Annotated in this window: 18 protein-coding genes; 5 read left to right on the plus strand and 13 right to left on the minus strand. The window is 69.9% G+C overall.

What is annotated here, in order from left to right; translation table 11 throughout:
- On the minus strand, positions 1-595 hold a 595-nt coding region (locus WD794_11830), incomplete at its 3' end, for a hypothetical protein (protein MEX2290999.1).
- A 1-nt stretch (position 596) separates the two neighbouring features.
- Complete coding sequence (locus WD794_11835; GenBank protein MEX2291000.1) at positions 597-1,844, minus strand: EAL domain-containing protein; 1,248 nt, start codon at positions 1,842-1,844, stop codon at positions 597-599.
- A 217-nt stretch (positions 1,845-2,061) separates the two neighbouring features.
- On the opposite strand from WD794_11835, the gene WD794_11840 reads away from it, so the two are divergent.
- The 3 genes from WD794_11840 (at position 2,062) to WD794_11850 (ending at position 6,401) form a co-directional block, all read left to right on the plus strand.
- Positions 2,062-2,610, plus strand: coding sequence for a Uma2 family endonuclease (locus WD794_11840; protein ID MEX2291001.1), 549 nt, complete (start codon positions 2,062-2,064; stop codon positions 2,608-2,610).
- A gap of 225 nt (positions 2,611-2,835) precedes the next feature.
- Positions 2,836-5,589: a glycosyltransferase gene (locus tag WD794_11845; protein MEX2291002.1), complete on the plus strand. Its 2,754-nt coding sequence runs from the start codon at positions 2,836-2,838 to the stop codon at positions 5,587-5,589.
- Positions 5,586-6,401, plus strand: a complete 816-nt coding sequence (locus tag WD794_11850) for a tetratricopeptide repeat protein (GenBank protein MEX2291003.1) — start codon at positions 5,586-5,588, stop codon at positions 6,399-6,401. Before WD794_11845 ends, WD794_11850 begins: the two co-directional genes overlap by 4 nt.
- A gap of 32 nt (positions 6,402-6,433) precedes the next feature.
- Here WD794_11850 and WD794_11855 read toward each other — a convergent pair whose 3' ends face one another.
- From WD794_11855 to WD794_11905, 11 genes are all read right to left on the minus strand, one after another.
- Positions 6,434-7,414 (minus strand): GDP-mannose 4,6-dehydratase, encoded by a 981-nt coding sequence (locus WD794_11855; GenBank protein MEX2291004.1) that lies wholly within the window; start codon positions 7,412-7,414, stop codon positions 6,434-6,436.
- Positions 7,414-8,400: a GDP-mannose 4,6-dehydratase gene (locus WD794_11860; protein ID MEX2291005.1), complete on the minus strand. Its 987-nt coding sequence runs from the start codon at positions 8,398-8,400 to the stop codon at positions 7,414-7,416. The genes WD794_11855 and WD794_11860 overlap by 1 nt, the downstream gene beginning before the upstream one ends.
- Before the next feature lie 214 nt (positions 8,401-8,614).
- Positions 8,615-9,007, minus strand: coding sequence for a flagellar export chaperone FliS (gene fliS, locus WD794_11865; GenBank protein ID MEX2291006.1), 393 nt, complete (start codon positions 9,005-9,007; stop codon positions 8,615-8,617).
- Between the two features lie 3 nt (positions 9,008-9,010).
- Positions 9,011-10,360, minus strand: a complete 1,350-nt coding sequence (gene fliD, locus WD794_11870; GenBank protein MEX2291007.1) for a flagellar filament capping protein FliD — start codon at positions 10,358-10,360, stop codon at positions 9,011-9,013.
- Positions 10,361-10,455: 95 nt separating this feature from the next.
- Positions 10,456-11,277: a flagellin gene (locus tag WD794_11875; protein ID MEX2291008.1), complete on the minus strand. Its 822-nt coding sequence runs from the start codon at positions 11,275-11,277 to the stop codon at positions 10,456-10,458.
- Positions 11,278-11,483: 206 nt separating this feature from the next.
- A complete protein-coding gene (locus tag WD794_11880; GenBank protein ID MEX2291009.1) occupies positions 11,484-11,774 on the minus strand; it encodes a hypothetical protein in 291 nt (96 codons plus the stop codon).
- The gene (fliS, locus tag WD794_11885; GenBank protein ID MEX2291010.1) at positions 11,771-12,163 is read right to left on the minus strand and encodes a flagellar export chaperone FliS; all 393 of its coding nucleotides are present in this window, start codon (positions 12,161-12,163) and stop codon (positions 11,771-11,773) included. The genes WD794_11880 and fliS (WD794_11885) overlap by 4 nt, the downstream gene beginning before the upstream one ends.
- Before the next feature lie 3 nt (positions 12,164-12,166).
- Positions 12,167-13,516, minus strand: coding sequence for a flagellar filament capping protein FliD (gene fliD / locus WD794_11890; GenBank protein ID MEX2291011.1), 1,350 nt, complete (start codon positions 13,514-13,516; stop codon positions 12,167-12,169).
- A gap of 95 nt (positions 13,517-13,611) precedes the next feature.
- The gene (locus tag WD794_11895; protein ID MEX2291012.1) at positions 13,612-14,433 is read right to left on the minus strand and encodes a flagellin; all 822 of its coding nucleotides are present in this window, start codon (positions 14,431-14,433) and stop codon (positions 13,612-13,614) included.
- Positions 14,434-14,571: 138 nt separating this feature from the next.
- On the minus strand, positions 14,572-16,941 hold the full coding sequence (locus WD794_11900) for a glycosyltransferase (protein MEX2291013.1): 2,370 nt from the start codon (positions 16,939-16,941) through the stop codon (positions 14,572-14,574).
- 72 nt (positions 16,942-17,013) lie between these two features.
- A complete protein-coding gene (locus WD794_11905; GenBank protein ID MEX2291014.1) occupies positions 17,014-17,901 on the minus strand; it encodes a sigma-70 family RNA polymerase sigma factor in 888 nt (295 codons plus the stop codon).
- Between the two features lie 175 nt (positions 17,902-18,076).
- On the opposite strand from WD794_11905, the gene flgN reads away from it, so the two are divergent.
- Positions 18,077-18,562 carry a flagellar export chaperone FlgN gene (gene flgN, locus WD794_11910; protein MEX2291015.1) on the plus strand — a complete coding sequence of 162 codons (486 nt, stop codon included), beginning with the start codon at positions 18,077-18,079 and terminating at the stop codon, positions 18,560-18,562.
- A 1-nt stretch (position 18,563) separates the two neighbouring features.
- Positions 18,564-19,985, plus strand: a complete 1,422-nt coding sequence (flgK, locus tag WD794_11915; protein ID MEX2291016.1) for a flagellar hook-associated protein FlgK — start codon at positions 18,564-18,566, stop codon at positions 19,983-19,985.
- The last annotated feature ends 2 nt before the right edge of the window (positions 19,986-19,987 follow it).

Below are 19,987 nucleotides of genomic sequence, written 5' to 3' on the forward strand. Positions count from 1 at the left end.
AGAGGCCGCGGCCGACCTGGTGCCCCACGTCCTCGCCCTGGCCGCCCAGCTGCGCCCAGCTTCCTTGCTCCCTGGCAAGGCGCCGGATGCGCTGCTGGCCGAGGTGCGCAGCCTGCTGGATGTGACGCCCCCGCCCGGCTCCCCACCGCCGCACCACCGTGACGGAGGAGACGAAGACCCAGTAGGCGAGGACGGCCGCGACGTAGACGACTGCCCAGGTGGGAAGTGGACGCTCCTCGGGCAGGGGCGGCAGCAGCACCGTCGCCAGCAGGGCGGCCGCGGCGGCGAGGCCCGCCGGCACCTCGAGCCAGTGCGGCAGCCTGCGGAAGGAGCCGGTGAAGCGGAGCAGCAGGTAGGGGAAGGCCAGGAGCAGGAGCACCGGCACCGCGCGCAGGAGGACCGGCAGCTCGGCATCGTCGGAGACAAGAAGACTCTGGAGCAGCACGACCGACAGCGCAGCGAAGGCCCCTGCGGCCCACCAGCCGCCGGCTCCGGACCTGGGGGCGCGGGCGGCCGCCACCAGCGCCAGGGCGCCGAAGGCCGTCAGGGCGGCTGTGCGGATGACGAGCAGGGCGTCTGCGGCGAGGTGCTCCATGTCAGGCCGAGTCTGCCACCGCCGCGAACTCGTTCAACGTCAAGGCCGACGGAAGCTGGGCCGGGCGGGCCAGGTGGTAGCCCTGCCCCCAGCCGATCTCCAGCGCTCTCAGCGTCTCCAGCTCGGCCGCGGTCTCGATGCCCTCGGCGACGATCACCGCGTCCAGCTCGCGGGCGAAGGCGACCAGCCCGGTGGCGAGGGCGCGGCGGGCCGGGTCGGTGTCGATGCCCCGGGTCAGGGCGACGTCGAGCTTGACGATCTCGGGGCGCACCCGCAGGAGGTGGTGCAGACCGGCGTAGCCGGCCCCGGTGTCGTCGACAGCGACCCGGACGCCGCGCCGGCGCAGCCGACCCAGGGCGGCGAGCAGCGTGTCGTAGTCGGCCACCTGGCTGTGCTCGGTGAGTTCGAGCACGATCCGCTCCCCGGGGACGCGGTCGAACAGGTCGGCCAACTGCGGTGACACGGCGGTCGCCGGCGACGCGTTCAGCGACAGGAACGGCCCGCAGGGCAGCTGGCCGAGCTGCTCCAGCGCCGCCGCGATGGCCGCGAGCTCGAGGTCGACGCCCCGGTCGACGCGGCCCGCGTCCTCGAACCACTCGTTCGGCGGGCGTGGCGGGTCGGCGGCGAAGCGCGCGAGCGCCTCCAGGCCCACGAGCCGGCTGCGTGCCAGGTCGACGATCGGCTGGAAGACCATGCGGAGCCGGTCCTCGGCGAGCACGGCGTCGATCCGGCTCGACAGCTCCCGGTGCTCGGCCGCCAGCCGCCGCTCCTGCGAGGCACGCCGGTCGAGTTCGGCGGTGAGGGTGGCGTTGTGCCGCTGGACGGTGGCGTACAGGCTCCGGGTCTGCAGCAGGTTGCGGACCCGGAGCAGGACCTCGGTGGCGTCGAAGGGCTTGGTGAGGAAGTCGTTGGCGCCGGCGCGGAGGGCGCGGTCGCGGGTCGTCGACGTGGTGTCGGCGGTGAGGACGAGGATGGGGACGAACTGCTCGTCGGGCGTGGCCGCCCGCAGCGCCGCCATGACCGCGAAGCCGTCGAGGTGGGGCATCTGGAGGTCCAGCAGCACCAGGTCCGGGCGCGCCTGCTGCCAGCGGTCCAGGGCCTGCCGGGGGTCGGTCACCCCGTGGGTCCGTCGCACGCCGGCGTCACGGAGCAGGCGGGTCAGCAGCGCGACGTTGGCGGGCGCGTCGTCGACGACGAGGACGGAGGCGTCACGCAGCAGATCCTCGTCGACGCCGGGCTGAACCGTCACCGCCGATCTATCCACAGGACAGGGTCGCCGACCACGAGCAGGAGGGTACGCCGCGGGTCGGCGCCCGACACTCCGCGCTGCTGTCGTGCCTGCGTCCTTTCCCAGTGGTGCTGGGCAAGCCTTCCTCGTCATCACTGTCCACAGATTGTCGAAGTCGGCTCGGTGCTGCCGCCGCGGAGCCGCAGCCTGAGTGACATGCCGACGAGCGAGGAGCACCATGGACCCCGTGACCCTGCTGCCTGTCCGCCATGACGGCTGGACCTGCGACGAGCTCGAGGACCTGCCCGACGACGGCCTGCGCTACGAGCTCGTCGACGGCAGCCTGCACGTGAACCCGCCGCCCACCAACCTGCACGACTACGCCGCCTTCCGGCTCGCCGTCCTCCTCGACGCGGCGCTGGGCGAGCCCTGGCGGACCGTGCCCGGGGGAGGTATCGCCTTCGGCCCGCGTGACTACCGGCAGCCCGACCTGATGGTCATCAGGAGGACGGCGCTGGACAGCCGCCTGGCCTCTCCCATGGACGTGCTGCTCGCCGTCGAGGTGATGAGTCCGAGCAGCCTCACGGAGGACCGTCTGGTGAAGCCGGCCCAGTACGCCGCGGCCGGGATCCAGCACTACTGGCGGCTCGAACGCCAGGACGCACCGGAACTCGTGACGCACGAGCTGGCGGGATCGGTCTACCGGGAGGCGGGCCGCTTCACCGATGAGGTCGTCGTCGAGCGGCCGGTGGGCTTGCACTTCCGGCTCGAGGATCTCCTGCGCTGACCGGGGCTGCCATCCGGCAGCAGGCGCTTCACTGAGCGCAAGCAGTCGAGATTCAGTACTCCGGTGGACCTGCGGTTCGGGCTTCACCTCCTGATCGGCTGAGGCGGGGTCCTTCCGCCTGACCTCGAGGAGAGGCAGGATCGGCTGGCTTCGCCCTCCGCTGCCCCCGCGTAAGAACGCGACGTGCCCGCTCAACCCGTGGGGCTGCCTGTCGATAGCACCTGGGTGACGCGCCTCATCTATGCCCTGGCCGAAGATGCTCCCCGTGCGGTCACCTGGCACGGGCCCTTCTTGAACCACAGCGGGTACGGCGAGGAGATGCGCGGCTTCGTCACCGGCCTCCGAGACCGCGGCGAGCAGATCTCGGCTGCGCCGGTGGCGACGTCTGCGCGCTACGTGAAGAGCCTGGGGGCCGATCGCCTGGCGCAGTTCGAAGCCGCCGTCGCCGAGCCGGCCGTCGATCACGCCGTCCAGGTCCTGCACCTGCCGCCGCACGTCCTCCGCCGGCTTCCGGGCGCAGGTCCGCATGTCGCCCGCTCGATGTTCGAGACGGACGGTCTGCCCGCAGGCTGGGCTTCAGGCCTCAACCAGATGGACGAGGTCTGGGTGCCTGCGGCATTCAACGTGGAGACCTTCCGGCGAGCGGGTGTGACGGTGCCGCTGCGTGTCGTTCCCGGGGGTGTCGACGCAGACGTCTACCGCCCCGGCCTCGCGCCGCTGCAGATCGACGGTCTGTCCGGGACCGTCTTCCTGTCCGTCTTCGAATGGAGCTTCCGCAAGGGCTGGGACGTGCTGCTCCGGGCCTGGGCCGACGCCTTCGACCACCGCGACGACGTCACGCTGCTCCTGCGCGCCTACCCGCAGCAGGACTTCGAGGGGCAGCGGCCTGCAGACGAGATCGAACGACGCATCAACACCTTCCTGAAGAAGATCGGGAAGTCGCGCCGACGTGTTGCTCCCATCGTGGTGCTGCAGGAGATGGTCAGTGACGCCGACATGCCCGCCCTGTACGCGCGGGCCGACGCCTACGTCTCCCCGACACGGGGTGAAGGGTCGGGACGGCCTTTCCTGGAAGCGCTTTCGTCCGGCCTTCCCGTGCTCGCCACGCGCTGGAGCGGCCACCTGGAGTTCCTCGACGACGACAACAGCCTGCTGATCGACATCGACGGCACCGAGCCGATCGATCAGCGGCAGGAGCTGGCCTTCTACCGGGGACAGCGCTGGGCCAGTCCTTCGGTGCGCCACCTCACGCAGCTCCTGCGCTCGGTGGTCGAGGATCCCGCTGCAGCCGCAGGGCGGGCGGAGCGTGGGCGGCAGGACGTGCTGCAACGCTTCACCTGGGAGAAGGTCAGCGAGATCGCGGCCGAGCACCTGGACGCGCTCCAGACGCAGCAGCGTCCGGAGCGCAAGGCGCGCGAGGAGGTGCCCGCCGTCCGCTGGATCGGTGACCAGTGGGGGCAGCACAGCCTGTCGCGGGTGAACCGGGAGTGGTGCTCACGCCTGGCCGGCTCCGGACGGGTCGAGCTGGAAGTTCTGAGCCATGAGCAGCCGAAGGTCGAGCGCGGACTGCCTGGGATGCGGGCCTTGGAAGACGCCACTGGGCCGGTCCTGCGGCGTCCGGTCGACGTGGTCGTCCGGCACCAGTGGCCGCCGGACTGGACCGCGCCGCAGGAAGGCGCCTGGGTGGTCGTACAGCCATGGGAGTTCGGCGGCCTGCCGGACTCCTGGGTACCGGCGTTGCGGGACGAGGTCGACGAGGTCTGGTGCTACACCACCTACGTCCGTGACGTGTACGCCCGCAGCGGCATCCCCGCGGAGAAGCTGAAGATCGTGCCCTGTGGTGTGGACACCGGCTTGTTCCGACCCGACGGGGCGCGCTACCCGCTCACCAGCACGCAGACGACGAAGCTCCTCTTCGTGGGTGGGACGATCGCCCGGAAGGGCATCGACGTGCTGCTCTCGACATACTCGGCGACCTTCGGGCCCACGGATGACGTCTGTCTCGTCATCAAGAGCACCGGCGCCCAGGACGCCTACCAGGGGAGCGCCATCGACGAGCAGATCCGGGTGATGGCAGCCGACCCGCTGCTGCCGTCGATCGAACTCATCGACGACGAACTCAGCGACGAGCAGATGGCCGCACTCTACCGCTCCTGTGACCTGCTGGTGCACCCCTACCGTGGGGAAGGCTTCGCACTCCCCGTCGCCGAGGCCATGGCCTCCGGACTGCCGGTGGTCGTGACAGCCGTCGGTGCCTGCGCGGACTTCTGCGACGACAGCAACGCCTACCTCGTGCCTGCTACAGAGGTGACGGTGACCGTCAACGACGCCGGGCCGAGCGCCGCGGGCTACTCCTGCGCCGATCCTGACGCCGACGTCCTGTCCCGGACATTGCTCCAGGCGGTCGGGGACGTCGCCGGAAGGCGCGTCAAAGCGTCGCGGGCGCGGGAGCGGATCGTGTCGGACTTCTCGTGGGACAGGGCAGCCGGCGTGATCGCCGAGCGCTGCACCGTCCTGGCGCGGAGCGTTCCCGCGCGGTTCGTACCACGACAGCCGAGCGCCGACAGCTCGTTCACGCTGGACGCGCCCTCGGACCGCGCCCTGCTGCTCGACGGAGACTGGCAGAGTGGTGAGGTGGACCGTGCCGTTCGCCTGTTCGCCCAGGCGTGGCTTCCCTCGCGCCCGGTCACGCTTGTCCTGCGCGTGCCCGGTCAGCTGCACGCCGCGGCCGACCGGGTGGAGTCGGCCCTGCGGGAGGCCGGCGTCGACGTCGACGCCGACGCCGACGGTCCGGACATCCTGCTCGTGGACAATGTCGAGGATGACCATCACCTCGACGACCTCTACCTCAGCGTCGCCCGCGTGCTGCGAAGCGGTGACACGACGAGCGCCGCGCGGGCCGGTCGTGTCGGCACCGCGGTCGTCGCCGCGGACGACCTGCCGTCCTGGACCGACCTGCTCGAGGGGCTGACCACGTGACCGCATCCGAGGAGCTCACCGACGGCCGGATCACCGCCGAGAGACTGGTCGAGAACGGCAGACTCGATCAGGCGGAGACCGTGCTGACCCGCTTGCTCGCGGTCCACCCGGATCATTCGGCTCTGCTGTCCGACCTCGCCGTCGTCCTCTTCCAGCTCGGCCGCCCGGTGGACAGCCTCGAGCTGCTCGACCGTGCGCTGCAGGTGGATCAGGCTGCACAGGAGGCAGCCGACAATCATCTCCAGCTGCTCCAGCTGCTCGACCAGGACGCCGACTACCGGCCCATCGCCATCCAGCACAACCTCGTCTGCACCGCCGCACCGGGTCCTGCGTCTGCTGGCACCTCGCGACAGCTGCGCCTCAACCTGGGGGCGGGCGACGACCGCCGGGAGGGCTACCTCAACGTCGACCTGCGCGTGGAGACAGCGGATCTGGTCGCCGACGTCCGCGCACTTCCCTTCGCGGCCGGTGCAGCGGACGAGCTCCTCGCACACGATGTCCTGGAGCACTTCTGGCGGGATGCCGTCCCAGCCCTGCTGGGGGAGTGGCAGCGGGTGCTGCGACCAGGTGGGCTGCTGCGCGTACGGGTGCCCAACCTCCCGGTCCTGGCCGCGTTGCTCGACACCGATCAGCACGACCAGGTCGTCGAGAACATCTACGGTGGCCACCGGTGGGGACCGGAGGGCGCCTATGACACCCACCACTGGGGCTGGAGCCGCACCAGCCTGGTCCGTGAACTCGACCGCGCCGGCTTCGACGTCCAGCTGGTCGACAACGAGCCCAACATGACAGCGCTGGCTGTGAAGCGGTGACCTGAGGCGCCCTGTTCGTTCGGCGGGGAATCCTACCGACGGCCTCGCTGCAGCAGGGCTCGGTCGTGATCCACCATCCGGCCGACGATGTCAGCGAAGTCGAGGTCGGCAGACCAGCCGAGCCTGTCCCGCGCCCGGCTCGCGTCTCCGACCAGCTCGACTGCGTCGGCAGGTCGATGGAGAGCAGGGTCGACGCTGACGAGCGCTCTCCAGTCCTGGATTCCCACCCGGGCGAAGGCGGCGGCGACGAAGTCCTCCACGCTGTGCGACCTGCCGGTAGCGATGATGTAGTCGTCTGCACTGCTGTGCTGAAGTGCGCGGACCATGGCATCGACGTATTCCGGGGCCCATCCCCAGTCGCGGCGGGCGGCCAGGTTACCCAGTACCAGGCTGCGTTGCTGCCCCTCTGCGATGGCCGCCACCGCCTGAGTGATCTTGCGGGTCACGAAGGTCGGCGGCCGGCGGGGCGATTCGTGGTTGTAGAGGATGGTGCTGACCGCATGCAGCCCACGGGCGCGGTAGACCTGCACGAGATGATGGGCGTAGGCCTTGGCGGCCCCGTAGGGCGAGCGGGGGCTCACCTCCGTCGACTCGTTCTGCGGGGCCTGCTCTGCGCCGGAGAAGATCTCGGCGCTCGAGGCCTGCAGGAAGCGGACGGCGTGTCCGGTCGCCTCCTGTCTCCGCCACACGAGGTCGAGCAGGAAGGCGACGGCGAGGCCGTTGACCCGAGCGGCCAGAACGGGTTGGTCCCAGGATTCTGCGACCGAGGAGAGGCCGGCGAGGTTGAACACGGCGTCGGGGGAAGCCGCGGCGAGGACCTGCCGCATCGCGGTGTGATCCAGCAGGTCGGCTTCGTGCAGGACGACTGCCTCGCCGAGCGCCCACAATGCTTCCGGGAGCGCCTCACCTGGGCGGACGACGCCGTGCACGGACCAGCCGCTGCCGGCCAGCTGTTCGACGAGGTAGCCGCCGTCCTGCCCCGTCACACCGGTGACCAGCGCGGTGCCGCTCATCAGCGACTCAGTAGGAACTGCTGCTCGGCGAGGTCGCTCTCCACCATCATCTGCACCAGCTCCTGGAAGCCCACCGTAGGCTGCCAGCCGAGCTCCACACGTGCCTTGCTGGCGTCACCGACGAGAAGATCGACTTCGGCTGGGCGGAAGTAGCGGGGATCCTGCACCACGTACCGCTCCCAGTCCTCGATGCCGGCATGGCGGAACGCCACATCGAGCAGCTCGCGGATCGAGTGCGGCTCCCCGGTCGCCACGACGTAGTCGTTGCCTCGGGGCTGCTGCAGCATCAGCCACATGGCTTGCACGTAGTCGCCGGCGAAACCCCAGTCGCGCTGGGCGTCCAGGTTGCCCAGGGAGACGGAGCCCTGCAGGCCCAGGGCGATGCGGGCGACGGCGCGGGTCACCTTGCGCGTCACGAACTCGGGTCCCCGACGCGGTGACTCGTGGTTGAACAGGATCCCGGACGAGGCGTGCATGCCGTAGGACTCGCGGTAGTTGATCGTCATGTAGTGACCGAAGACCTTGGCCACGCCGTACGGCGACCTCGGCCACAGCAGGGTCGACTCACGCTGCGGCACCTCCTGCACCTTGCCGAACATCTCTGAGCTGGAGGCCTGGTAGAAGCGGACCCGGTCCAGATTCTCCCCTGCGTAGAGACGAGTCGCCTCGAGCATGTTCAGCACGCCCTTACCTGTCACGTCCGAGGTCAGGTGGGCGTTCTCCCAGGAGTAGGCCACGAAGGAGATGGCGCCCAGGTTGTAGACCTCGTCCGGTTGCGCGACCTGGAACGCCCGCATGAGGCTGGACAGGTCCAGCAGGTCGCCGGTGACCACCTCCACGTCGGGCACCGTCTCCTGGAGCAGTGCGAGCTTGGGGTTGTTCTGGCCGCGCAACAGCCCGACGACGTGATACCCCTTGGCGAGCAGGAGCTCGGAGAGATAGAGGCCGTCCTGACCCGTCACGCCGGTGATGAATGCTCGCTTCACACGCTCCCGCTTCCCGACACGGACGACGGCGAGGGCGCCGACCGGGGCGCCGCTCCTGAGCCGTGGAGCCTAGCGGCGCCGCTCCCTACGTCCTCGGGACGGTCGAGGTTCAGGCGCCGTGGGCCAGAGGTCGCGGGAGCGCGTGCAGCTGCCGATCAGCGGAGGCGGACCTGGTCGGCGAAGCTGTCGAGGCAGGTTGTCCAGGTGGTGGTGGTCATGCGGGTTGCAGGGCTTGGAGGGCGGCTTGGCGCCAGGTGTCGCGGAGGGGTTCGATGATTTCGCGGCAGGTGGTGACGCGGGTGGTGTTCTTGTCGAGGTTGGCGCCGACGAGTTCGGTGTGCAGGTAGGTGTAGAGGTCGGCCAGGCCGGCGGCTCCGTCCCAGGAGTCGAGGTCCAGGCTGGTGCGCAGTTCCAGGATGATCTGCTGGGCGTGGACGAGTTCGCTGCTGGCTTTGGCGTTGTCGCCGGCGGTCAGTGCGGTTTCGGCGGTGACCAGGTCGCGGATTAGGCGGTCGTAGAGCATGATGAGCAGCCGGGCGGGGGAGGCGGTGGTGACGGCCTCGCGGGTGTACTGGGCGCGGGCGGCGCCGAGTTGTGCCTGATACATGGGTTAGTTCCCCCAGCTCGGGAGGCCGGCGATCTGGCCGGACAGCCATTGTCCTTGGGCCTGTGAGGCGCGCAGGGCTTTCTCCAGCCCGGTGAACTGCCGTTGCAGGGTGAGCTGGCGTAGCTCCAGCCGGTTGTCCCAGTTGCTGATGCTGGCCTTGAGGCCGGTGACCTGGCTTTCGCGGCTGGTGATGGCGCCGTGGATCAGGCCGGGGCCGTCGCTGTGGTACTGGCCGCGGGAGGCGCCGTCGGCGAGGGTGTGCAGCCGGCCGGCCAGCCCGGTCTCACCGAGGGTCTTCTCGACCGCGACCGGGTCGTCGGCCATGGCCTTGAGGAACTTGTCCTTGTCGAACTTGACGGTGCCGTCACGTTCGACGCTGACGCCGGCGATGCCGGCGCTGGTGGTTCCGTCGCCGATGACGGCGTCGGCCAGGGCGCTGCGCAGGCTGCGGATGCCGGAGTCGCCGTAGAGCTTCCCCTTGGCCTTGGTGTCCAGGTTGTAGGTGGTGAGTGCCTTGATGTCCGAGCGGGCCAGGTTGACCGCGTCGACGAGGGCGGCGACGTTGGCAGCCAGCCCTTCGGCGTCGCTCTTGACCTCGACGGTGACGGGCACGCCGGCCTCGGCCTTGGTCAGTGTGAGGGTGACGCCGGTCATCAGGTCGCTGATGGTGTTGCTCGCGCGGGTGATGGTGGTGGTGCCGACCAGGAGCTTGGCGTCCTGACCGGCCACGACGGTGTCCTGGGCGCCCAGCGTGGCGGCGAAGGGGTTGGCACCGGCTCCGTCGTCGATCGTGATCGCGGTGTCGGCGCCGGTGGTGGTGGAGGACAGGTGCAGCCGGTACTCGCCGGTGGTGGTCTGCACGGCGCTGGCCGTCACGCCCGCGCCGGCCTTGTTGATCGCGTTGACGACGGCGCCGAGGCTGCCGTCACCGGTGTTGATCTCGACAGCTGCGGCGGAGCCCTTGGTGAGGAAGATCGAGGTGTTCGCGGTGGCGACGGAATCGGCGGTGCTGGCCACGAAGCCGGCGCTCAGCGAGGTGGAGGCCTTGGCGAGCTGCTCGACGCTGAAGGTCAGGCTGCTCTGCGTCGCACCCGACGTGGCTGTCGCGGCCACCCGGGTGGTGTCGCTCGACGTCGCCGTGGCGAGCTGCCAGCCGGTGGCGGTGTTCAGCTTGCCGGCGGCGGTGGTGATCGACAGGAACTTGGTGTTGAGGTCCTTCAGCGCGCTGATGGCGCTCTCGACCATCTTCTGCCTGCCCTGCAGACGCACCTGTGGCTGGCGTTCGAGCTGCATCAGCTGCTTGATGATCTCGCTGGTGTTCAGGCCGGAGACCAGACCGTCGATGCTCGCCACAGTGGCGCTCCTTGCAGGTGGGGGCGGAGAAGGACGTAAGAACCGAAGAAGGGCGGGGTGAGCGGCTGCTCACCCGCCCCTTTCCGGGTTGGTGCCTAGCGGAGCAGGGACAGCACGCCCTGCGGCGCCTGGTTGGCCTGCGCCAGCATCGCGGTGCCGGCCTGGGACAGGATCTGAGCCCGGGTGAAGCTCATCATCTCCTTGGCCATGTCGGTGTCGCGGATCCGCGACTCCGACGCCGCCAGGTTCTCCGAGGCCACGTTCAGGTTGTTGACCGTGTGCTCCAGCCGGTTCTGCACCGCACCGAGGTCGGCACGCGTCCCGGACACGGAGTTGATCGCGGTGTCGAGCGCCGTGATCGCAGCCGTCGCACCGGCCTGGGTGGAGACATCCACCGCGGTCGCGTCGACGCCCAGAGCGGTCGCGTCCTGGTCGGTGATGGCCACGCTCAGCGTCTGACCGGAGTTCGCGCCGATCTGGAAGGTGCCGTTGAACGAGCCGTCGATCAGCTTCTTGCCGTTGAACTCGGTGGTGTCCGAGATACGGGTCAGCTCGGTCTGAAGAGCCGAGACCTCCTTCTGGATCTGAACCCGGTCGTCATCGGTGTTCGTGTCGTTGGCGCTCTGCACCGACAGCTCACGCATGCGCTGCAGGATCGAGTGCGACTCGTTCAGCGCACCCTCAGCCGTCTGGACCAGGCTGATGGCGTTCTGAGCGTTCGACGAGGCGGTGTTGAGACCGGTGACCTGGCTGCGCAGCTTCTCGCTGATCGCCAGACCAGCAGCGTCGTCAGCCGCCCGGTTGATCCGGAAGCCCGAGGACAGCTTCTCCAGGCTCTTGGACATCTGACCGTCGGTGACGGACAGGTTGCGGTAGGAGTTCATCGCCGCGATGTTCTGGTTGATACGCAGACCCATTGTTCTCTTCCTCCATGGAAAGGAGATCCCCGCTCGGAGACCCCACTGGTGTCGCCCCGCCTTCCTGGCGGGACACCTCAGTCATCGGCCGCCGCAGCGTCGACCTGAGCCCAAACGACAACATCGCCCAAAAAACTTTCACACCCCACGACCCAACAGCACCCGCGTCACCTGCTCCACCTGGTCTGCGCGCCAGGTGCAAAGACTCAGGCGCGACTGTCGATGAAGCTCGGCCGGGCCGGCTCGGAAGGGCGGTGCAGGTCGGCGAGCGCAGCCTGCGTCCGGGTGCGGGCCTCGGAGATGGCGGCGGTCAGGCTCTCAGCTTGAGCCTGCAGTGCCTTGGCGCGGGCGAGCAGCCCTACGGGCAGCGCGCCGAGGTCGCCCGAGGGGACGAACGGCGTGATGAGCTCCGGTGTGCCTGCCGCCAGAGCCTGCCGCTGGTGCTCGAGGTGGTCGGCGAAGCTGTCGAGGCAGGTTGTCCAGGTGGTGGTGGTCATGCGGGTTGCAGGGCTTGGAGGGCGGCTTGGCGCCAGGTGTCGCGGAGGGGTTCGATGATTTCGCGGCAGGTGGTGACGCGGGTGGTGTTCTTGTCGAGGTTGGCGCCGACGAGTTCGGTGTGCAGGTAGGTGTAGAGGTCGGCCAGGCCGGCGGCTCCGTCCCAGGAGTCGAGGTCCAGGCTGGTGCGCAGTTCCAGGATGATCTGCTGGGCGTGGACGAGTTCGCTGCTGGCTTTGGCGTTGTCGCCGGCGGTCAGTGCGGTTTCGGCGGTGACCAGGTCGCGGATTAGGCGGTCGTAGAGCATGATGAGCAGCCGGGCGGGGGAGGCGGTGGTGACGGCCTCGCGGGTGTACTGGGCGCGGGCGGCGCCGAGTTGTGCCTGATACATGGGTTAGTTCCCCCAGCTCGGGAGGCCGGCGATCTGGCCGGACAGCCATTGTCCTTGGGCCTGTGAGGCGCGCAGGGCTTTCTCCAGCCCGGTGAACTGCCGTTGCAGGGTGAGCTGGCGTAGCTCCAGCCGGTTGTCCCAGTTGCTGATGCTGGCCTTGAGGCCGGTGACCTGGCTTTCGCGGCTGGTGATGGCGCCGTGGATCAGGCCGGGGCCGTCGCTGTGGTACTGGCCGCGGGAGGCGCCGTCGGCGAGGGTGTGCAGCCGGCCGGCCAGCCCGGTCTCACCGAGGGTCTTCTCGACCGCGACCGGGTCGTCGGCCATGGCCTTGAGGAACTTGTCCTTGTCGAACTTGACGGTGCCGTCACGTTCGACGCTGACGCCGGCGATGCCGGCGCTGGTGGTTCCGTCGCCGATGACGGCGTCGGCCAGGGCGCTGCGCAGGCTGCGGATGCCGGAGTCGCCGTAGAGCTTCCCCTTGGCCTTGGTGTCCAGGTTGTAGGTGGTGAGTGCCTTGATGTCCGAGCGGGCCAGGTTGACCGCGTCGACGAGGGCGGCGACGTTGGCAGCCAGCCCTTCGGCGTCGCTCTTGACCTCGACGGTGACGGGCACGCCGGCCTCGGCCTTGGTCAGTGTGAGGGTGACGCCGGTCATCAGGTCGCTGATGGTGTTGCTCGCGCGGGTGATGGTGGTGGTGCCGACCAGGAGCTTGGCGTCCTGACCGGCCACGACGGTGTCCTGGGCGCCCAGCGTGGCGGCGAAGGGGTTGGCACCGGCTCCGTCGTCGATCGTGATCGCGGTGTCGGCGCCGGTGGTGGTGGAGGACAGGTGCAGCCGGTACTCGCCGGTGGTGGTCTGCACGGCGCTGGCCGTCACGCCCGCGCCGGCCTTGTTGATCGCGTTGACGACGGCGCCGAGGCTGCCGTCACCGGTGTTGATCTCGACAGCTGCGGCGGAGCCCTTGGTGAGGAAGATCGAGGTGTTCGCGGTGGCGACGGAATCGGCGGTGCTGGCCACGAAGCCGGCGCTCAGCGAGGTGGAGGCCTTGGCGAGCTGCTCGACGCTGAAGGTCAGGCTGCTCTGCGTCGCACCCGACGTGGCTGTCGCGGCCACCCGGGTGGTGTCGCTCGACGTCGCCGTGGCGAGCTGCCAGCCGGTGGCGGTGTTCAGCTTGCCGGCGGCGGTGGTGATCGACAGGAACTTGGTGTTGAGGTCCTTCAGCGCGCTGATGGCGCTCTCGACCATCTTCTGCCTGCCCTGCAGACGCACCTGTGGCTGGCGTTCGAGCTGCATCAGCTGCTTGATGATCTCGCTGGTGTTCAGGCCGGAGACCAGACCGTCGATGCTCGCCACAGTGGCGCTCCTTGCAGGTGGGGGCGGAGAAGGACGTAAGAACCGAAGAAGGGCGGGGTGAGCGGCTGCTCACCCGCCCCTTTCCGGGTTGGTGCCTAGCGGAGCAGGGACAGCACGCCCTGCGGCGCCTGGTTGGCCTGCGCCAGCATCGCGGTGCCGGCCTGGGACAGGATCTGAGCCCGGGTGAAGCTCATCATCTCCTTGGCCATGTCGGTGTCGCGGATCCGCGACTCCGACGCCGCCAGGTTCTCCGAGGCCACGTTCAGGTTGTTGACCGTGTGCTCCAGCCGGTTCTGCACCGCACCGAGGTCGGCACGCGTCCCGGACACGGAGTTGATCGCGGTGTCGAGCGCCGTGATCGCAGCCGTCGCACCGGCCTGGGTGGAGACATCCACCGCGGTCGCGTCGACGCCCAGAGCGGTCGCGTCCTGGTCGGTGATGGCCACGCTCAGCGTCTGACCGGAGTTCGCGCCGATCTGGAAGGTGCCGTTGAACGAGCCGTCGATCAGCTTCTTGCCGTTGAACTCGGTGGTGTCCGAGATACGGGTCAGCTCGGTCTGAAGAGCCGAGACCTCCTTCTGGATCTGAACCCGGTCGTCATCGGTGTTCGTGTCGTTGGCGCTCTGCACCGACAGCTCACGCATGCGCTGCAGGATCGAGTGCGACTCGTTCAGCGCACCCTCAGCCGTCTGGACCAGGCTGATGGCGTTCTGAGCGTTCGACGAGGCGGTGTTGAGACCGGTGACCTGGCTGCGCAGCTTCTCGCTGATCGCCAGACCAGCAGCGTCGTCAGCCGCCCGGTTGATCCGGAAGCCCGAGGACAGCTTCTCCAGGCTCTTGGACATCTGACCGTCGGTGACGGACAGGTTGCGGTAGGAGTTCATCGCCGCGATGTTCTGGTTGATACGCAGACCCATTGTTCTCTTCCTCCATGGAAAGGAGATCCCCGCTCGGAGACCCCACTGGTGTCGCCCCGCCTTCCTGGCGGGACACCTCAGTCATCGGCCGCCGCAGCGTCGACCTGAGCCCAGACGACAACATCGCCCAAAAAAGTTTCAGACCCCGCGATCCAGCAGCACCTGCGCCTGCTCCACCGCCCCCAACGCCGTCAAGACCTCGGCCAGCGCCGTTGTCCGCGCAGAGTCGCTGGCCGCCAGCTGCACGAAGTCACCCAGCAGCCGCGGACAGAGCTCGTCCAGTGAGAGCAAGGCCGGGCGCAGGTCCTCGATCGGCACGGCGGCGGCGGCCGCCGCCAGGCTCATGATCCCACGCGGATCACCGACCGCCTCGTGGAGCACGGCGCAGGCCCGCAGCCGGTCCAGGACGGGGGCGGAGGTCGAGCCGGCCAGCGCCGCCAGCGTGCACTCTTGCACCAGGCCGTCTTCGCGAAGTCGCAGGGACCACTCAAGCGCGCGCTCCAGGCTGAGGTGCGGGCCCAGCTGAGCGGCTGTGGCGAGCAGCCTGGGATCTGGCCCCCAGCGCTGCCAGAGCGTTTCGAGCAGCAGGTCGACCGCCTCCGTCGGAGCCGCCAGCACCCGTCCGAGCACCGGCACGGCATCCTCCGGCAGGACGTCCGCGACCCGCTCGAGCCCGAGACCGGCCTGCCAGTGCGCCTCCACGATCGCCGGCCAGGAGCGCAGCGGCAGCAGCCCGCCGGAGGCAAGCACCCAGAGCTCCTGAGCGGCCTCGTGCCAGCGACCGGCGTCGGTGAGGACCCGTGCCCGCTGTACCCCCACGGCGTGCCGGCCGAGGCTCATCTCCTCGTCCGACGCCCGGTCCAGCCGGGCGAGTGCGTCCAGCGCTGCCTGGGCGTCGCCCGCCTGGGCGTGGGCCAGGCTCTCGAGGTGATCGGCCATGGCACTGCTGCCGGTGTGGGCACGCAGGCTCTGCAGCCAGCTCAGCGCCTCCTGTGGGCGTTCGAGCGCCACCAGTGCCTCTGCACCGGCACGCAACGCGTGGCGCAGCAGTTCGCTGTCCGAGGTCGTCGTGCGAACGTGCTGCAGGTGGGGGACTGCTTCCTCGTGCCGGCCGGCCGAGATGAGGGCCCGCGCGAGGCCGATCCTGGTGTGCAGGTCGATGCCGCCGTCCGCCTCCACGGCGGCGCGCGCGATCCGGAGGTTGCGTGCGACCTTGTCGCCGGCGGCCTGCGCCGCTGCGGTGTAGCCCGAGTGCCGCAGGCGAAGGCTTGCGCAGCGGGCGAACGTGAGCGTCCCGCCACGGGCGACCACCCGCTCGTGCAGGCGGCCCTGCCAGTGCGCCCGGCGCCGGCGGAAGAGGCGGACCGCCACGTGCTCGACCGCCACCTCGCCGTCGTCGCCGAGGTTGTCGATCTCCACCTCCAGAGCATCCGCAGTGGTCTGAGCGATCTCGGCGCGTAGCGTGGTCCGGTCTGTGAGCACCAGCTCGTCCGCGTCCACGTGCAGGATCCACTCCCCGCGGCAGTGCTCCAGGGCACTGTTGCGCGCCCGCGCGAAGTCGTCGTCCCAGTGGCCGTCGACGACCGTCGCTCCGGCAGCGCGTGCGATCTCCACCGTCTTGTCCGTGGACCCGGTGTCGTAGACCACGATCTCCTCGACCACGTCCTGCACTGCCGTAAGGCAGGCGGGAAGCGTGTCCTGCTCGTTCTTGACGATCATGCAGGCCGACAGGAGCACGGCACCGCTGCCCGACGTGCGCTGCTGCCGGCGGTGGGCGGCGGACAGCTGCCCTCCGTCCCGGACCGGCCGGTCGGTACGCCGGATCCCGGACGGCGTGGGCGAGGCGCGGTGCACGAAGCATTCGTCGGCGACGAGCAGACGGAAGCCGGCCTCAGCGATCCGCCGGCAGAGGCCCTCTGCCTCGGCACCATCCTGGTCGCTCCGGGCCGGCAAGCCCTCCAACCGGTCGAACAGGTCGCGTCGCACGGCGAGGCACCTGCCGTCCAGGCTGGTGGCGCTGGTCGTCTCCCCGCGATGCTCTGCCCGCCAGGCGCGGGCGTACCGCTGCAGCTCGGACATGCGCACGGCGTCATACGTCACGTCCGGTACGAGCTGCGCCCCCGAGATGTCGTTCGACCGCGGCCCGGTCGCGCCGACCGTCGGGTCGGTGAACGGTGCGAGCAGCCCGTCCAGCCAGCGTGAGGGCAGCAGCGTGTCGTTGCCGAGGAAGACCAGCACGTCGCCCTGCGCCACAGCGGCGCCGCTGTGGCAGCTGGCCGCGAAGCCGAGGTCCTGCGGATGGGAGACCACCGTCACCCAGGAGTAGCGGGCCAGGCCCTGCGCCGTCCCGTCGACCGACCCGTTGTCGACGACGATGACCTGGTCACGCAGGCCGAGCGTCGGCCGGAGCGACTCGAGACAGGCGCGGGTCAGCTCCCACCCATTCCAGGCCGGGATGATGATGGACGCCGTGAGGCGCATGCCGTGCTCCAGGAGGTAGGCGGACACTCTGCCCCATCATCTGCCCTGTCGTCGGCAGATGTCCCGGCCGGTCGACCGCCCAGGCCTCTGGCCCGGATGTCAGGCGGAGTGCGCCGCCCCGACGAGCGGAGCCGCGGGAACCGGAACGCTCAGCCGGGTGCGGTAGTCCGACTGCGTCGCGATGGCCGTGTAGTACGCCGCCTTGCGCCGGGCCACCCGGCCGTCGGGGCGCTCCTCCTGCGGCAGCGCCTCGGGGGAGAGGTTGGCCGTCAGGCCGTCCTTGAGCAGGGCGAGCGCCTCCGAGCGCATCTGCGAGATGCGCGACTCGGTGACACCGAACTCGTCGGCGATCTGCTGCATCGGGCGCTCCTCGAAGAAGACACCGACGACGACGGCCCGCAGCCGCTCGGGCAGCAGCTCGACGGCGTCGCGCAGGTAGGCCTGGCGCTCGCGCTCGAGCAGGACCTGGTCCGGGCTCGGCTCACGGCTCGGCAGGACGCTGTCCACCCCGTGGTCCTCGACGACGGCCTGGAAGCTCAGCACGACCGACCGGTGCACGTCGTGCTGGTTGGCTGCGATCTCGTCCACCCGGACGCCCATGGTCTCGGCCAGCTCGGCGGGTGTCGCCTCCCGGCCCAACCGAGCGGCCAGCTGGCCGGCCGCCTCGTCCTGCTCGCGAGCCCGGCGGCGCACCGACCGGCTGGCCCAGTCGTGGTTGCGCAGCTCGTCGAGCAGGGCTCCCTGGATCCGGCGGGAGGCGTAGCGGCCGAAGGGGACGCCCCGCTCCTCCTGGAAGCTGCGCGCGGCCATCGCCAGGGCGGCCATGCCCGCCGACATCAGGTCATCGCGCTGGACGTGCGCCGGGAGTCGACGGCTCAGGTCGCTGACGGCGTAGCCGACGAGAGGGAGGTGCTGGCGGACCAGGGCGTCCTCCTCGGCGGGAGACAGGGCTGCGGGCGACTCGGGCGCGGCGATCGGCATGGCCATGCTCTCGGCCTGCTACCAGCTGCTGGTTGAGTGTTTCGGCCATACGAATCGAGAAATCGCCCGATGGGACTAGTCCGTCGGAGCAGGTGGCCGAAACCCCTCAACCGGGGGCAGGAGACGCCGATGACAAGACCACGACCCCCGAGAGCCGGGGTGTCAGTTCTGAGGCGAGGGCATGTCACTGACCGAGGTGTCGAGCATCCTGTGGCGTGAGCGTGAGCTGTTGGACCTCCTGCTGTTCAAGCTGGAGGAGGAGCAGCTGCTGCTGGCCGCGGGACGTTCGCGCTGGCTGGGTCACGCCACCCGCGAGGTCGAGATGGTGCTCGAGGAGCTGCGCCGGGCCGAGCTCGGCCGGGCCGTCGAGGTGGAGGCCGTCGCAGCCTCGCTGGGGCTCGAGCCGGACGTCAGCCTGCGGGTGCTGGCCGAGAAGGCACCGGCGCCCTGGGACGACATCCTGCGCGAGCACCGCAATGCCTTCCTGGCCGCGAGCCAGGAGATCTCCGCACTGGCCCAGGCCAACAAGGAGCTGCTGACCAGCGGCTTCCGCGCCGCCCGGGAGACGCTGATGTCCCTGGGTGAGCCGGAGGTCGCCACCTACGACCCTTCCGGCCAGAGCGTGCAGCGCAACCGTGGCCCCCGACTGCTGAACGAGGCGATCTGACATGTCCACCTTCTCCGGCCTGAGTGTCGGACTGTCCTCGCTCTACGCGCAGCGCCGTGGCCTCGAGCTGACCGGCCACAACATCTCCAACGCCAACACCGAGGGCTACAGCCGCCAGCGGCTGCGGCTGCAGGCAGACGGCGGCCCGCTCATCCCGGCGATCCACTCGCGCTGGAACGGTGCCGGTAACGGCGTCACCACCGCGGCTGTCGAGCGCCTGCGGGACGTCTTCCTCGAGGCGCGCTCGGTGCAGGAGCGCGGTACCGATGCGGGTCTGCGGGGCAACCAGGTGCTGCTCGGTCGCGTCGAGGCGGTCCTGTCCGAGCCGGGCGACTCAGGCATCCAGTCGCAGCTGGCCGACTTCTGGTCCGGCTGGGACGACGTCGCCAACCAGCCCGACAACCTGGCGGCCCGCAGCCAGCTCCTCGAGCGGGCGCAGACGCTGGCCGGCGGCCTGAACGGCGCCTCGGAGCGGCTCGAGAAGCAGTGGTCGGCCTCGCGGGAGCAGCTCTCCGCCACCGTGCAGGACATCAACGCCACGGCCTCCTCCGTCGCGGAGTACAACCGGGCGATCATGAGCGCGACGAAGGCGGGCCTGTCCCCCAACGACCTGGCCGACCAGCGCGACCTCATGGTGCAGCGCCTCGGCGAGCTGGCCGGGGTGACGCTTCGTCCGGGCGAGTCCGGCTCTGTGGACGTCTACGTGGGTGGCACGGCGCTCGTCCGCGGCGACACGGCGGAGCGGTTGGCGGTCACCGGCCCCGAGTCCATGCCGCAGCCGCAGATCGACCCGCCCGCAGCCACGCCGACCCCGCTGGTCGGTTTGGCCTGGGAACGGGACGGCTACCCGGTCTCGACCGGCGGGAGCAGCGGTGGCTTGGTGCAGGGCATGAACGACGTGCTGCCCCGCCACCGCGACCAGCTCAGCGCACTGTCCGGCAAGCTGATCACCCAGGTCAACGACGTGCACACCGCCGGATACGACCAGAACGGCCTGCCGGGCGGGGACTTCTACACCTCGAGTGCGGACGGGCGGCTGGTAGTGGCCTTCACCGACCCGGAGCGAGTGGCGGCCAGCGACGAGGGAGACCCCCTGTCGCCGTCGCCCAACCGCAGCGGCGGCAACGCCGCCAGGCTGGCCGAGCTGTCGACGGCCAAGGGTGGCCCGGACGAGCTCTACCGGCAGATCGTGGTGGGGCTGGGCGTCGAGGCGCAGACCGCGAACCGCCGGGTCGACATCCAGAGCAACATCCTCAGCCAGATCGACGGGGCCCGGGAGGCCGAGGCCGGTGTCAACCTGGACGAGGAGATGACCAGCATGCTCGCCTACCAGCGCGCCTACGAGGGCGCTGCCCGCTTCGTCAGTGCCGTCGACCAGATGCTCGACACCCTCATCAACCGCACCGGCATCGTCGGCCGCTAGGA

Source organism: Mycobacteriales bacterium (assembly GCA_040902655.1).
Classification (GTDB): Bacteria; Actinomycetota; Actinomycetes; order Mycobacteriales; family SCTD01; genus SCTD01.

What these genes read in the sequence shown, in the direction of transcription:
- WD794_11880 (MEX2291009.1), bottom strand. Translation starts at nt 11,774, where the DNA reads ATGACCACCACCACCTGGACAACCTGCCTCGACAGCTTCGCCGACCAC.
- WD794_11855 (MEX2291004.1), bottom strand. Translation starts at nt 7,414, where the DNA reads ATGAGCGGCACCGCGCTGGTCACCGGTGTGACGGGGCAGGACGGCGGC.
- WD794_11895 (MEX2291012.1), bottom strand. Translation starts at nt 14,433, where the DNA reads ATGGGTCTGCGTATCAACCAGAACATCGCGGCGATGAACTCCTACCGC.
- WD794_11840 (MEX2291001.1), top strand. Translation starts at nt 2,062, where the DNA reads ATGGACCCCGTGACCCTGCTGCCTGTCCGCCATGACGGCTGGACCTGC.
- flgN (MEX2291015.1), top strand. Translation starts at nt 18,077, where the DNA reads ATGTCACTGACCGAGGTGTCGAGCATCCTGTGGCGTGAGCGTGAGCTG.
- WD794_11905 (MEX2291014.1), bottom strand. Translation starts at nt 17,901, where the DNA reads ATGGCCATGCCGATCGCCGCGCCCGAGTCGCCCGCAGCCCTGTCTCCC.
- flgK (MEX2291016.1), top strand. Translation starts at nt 18,564, where the DNA reads ATGTCCACCTTCTCCGGCCTGAGTGTCGGACTGTCCTCGCTCTACGCG.
- fliS (MEX2291010.1), bottom strand. Translation starts at nt 12,163, where the DNA reads ATGTATCAGGCACAACTCGGCGCCGCCCGCGCCCAGTACACCCGCGAG.
- fliS (MEX2291006.1), bottom strand. Translation starts at nt 9,007, where the DNA reads ATGTATCAGGCACAACTCGGCGCCGCCCGCGCCCAGTACACCCGCGAG.
- WD794_11875 (MEX2291008.1), bottom strand. Translation starts at nt 11,277, where the DNA reads ATGGGTCTGCGTATCAACCAGAACATCGCGGCGATGAACTCCTACCGC.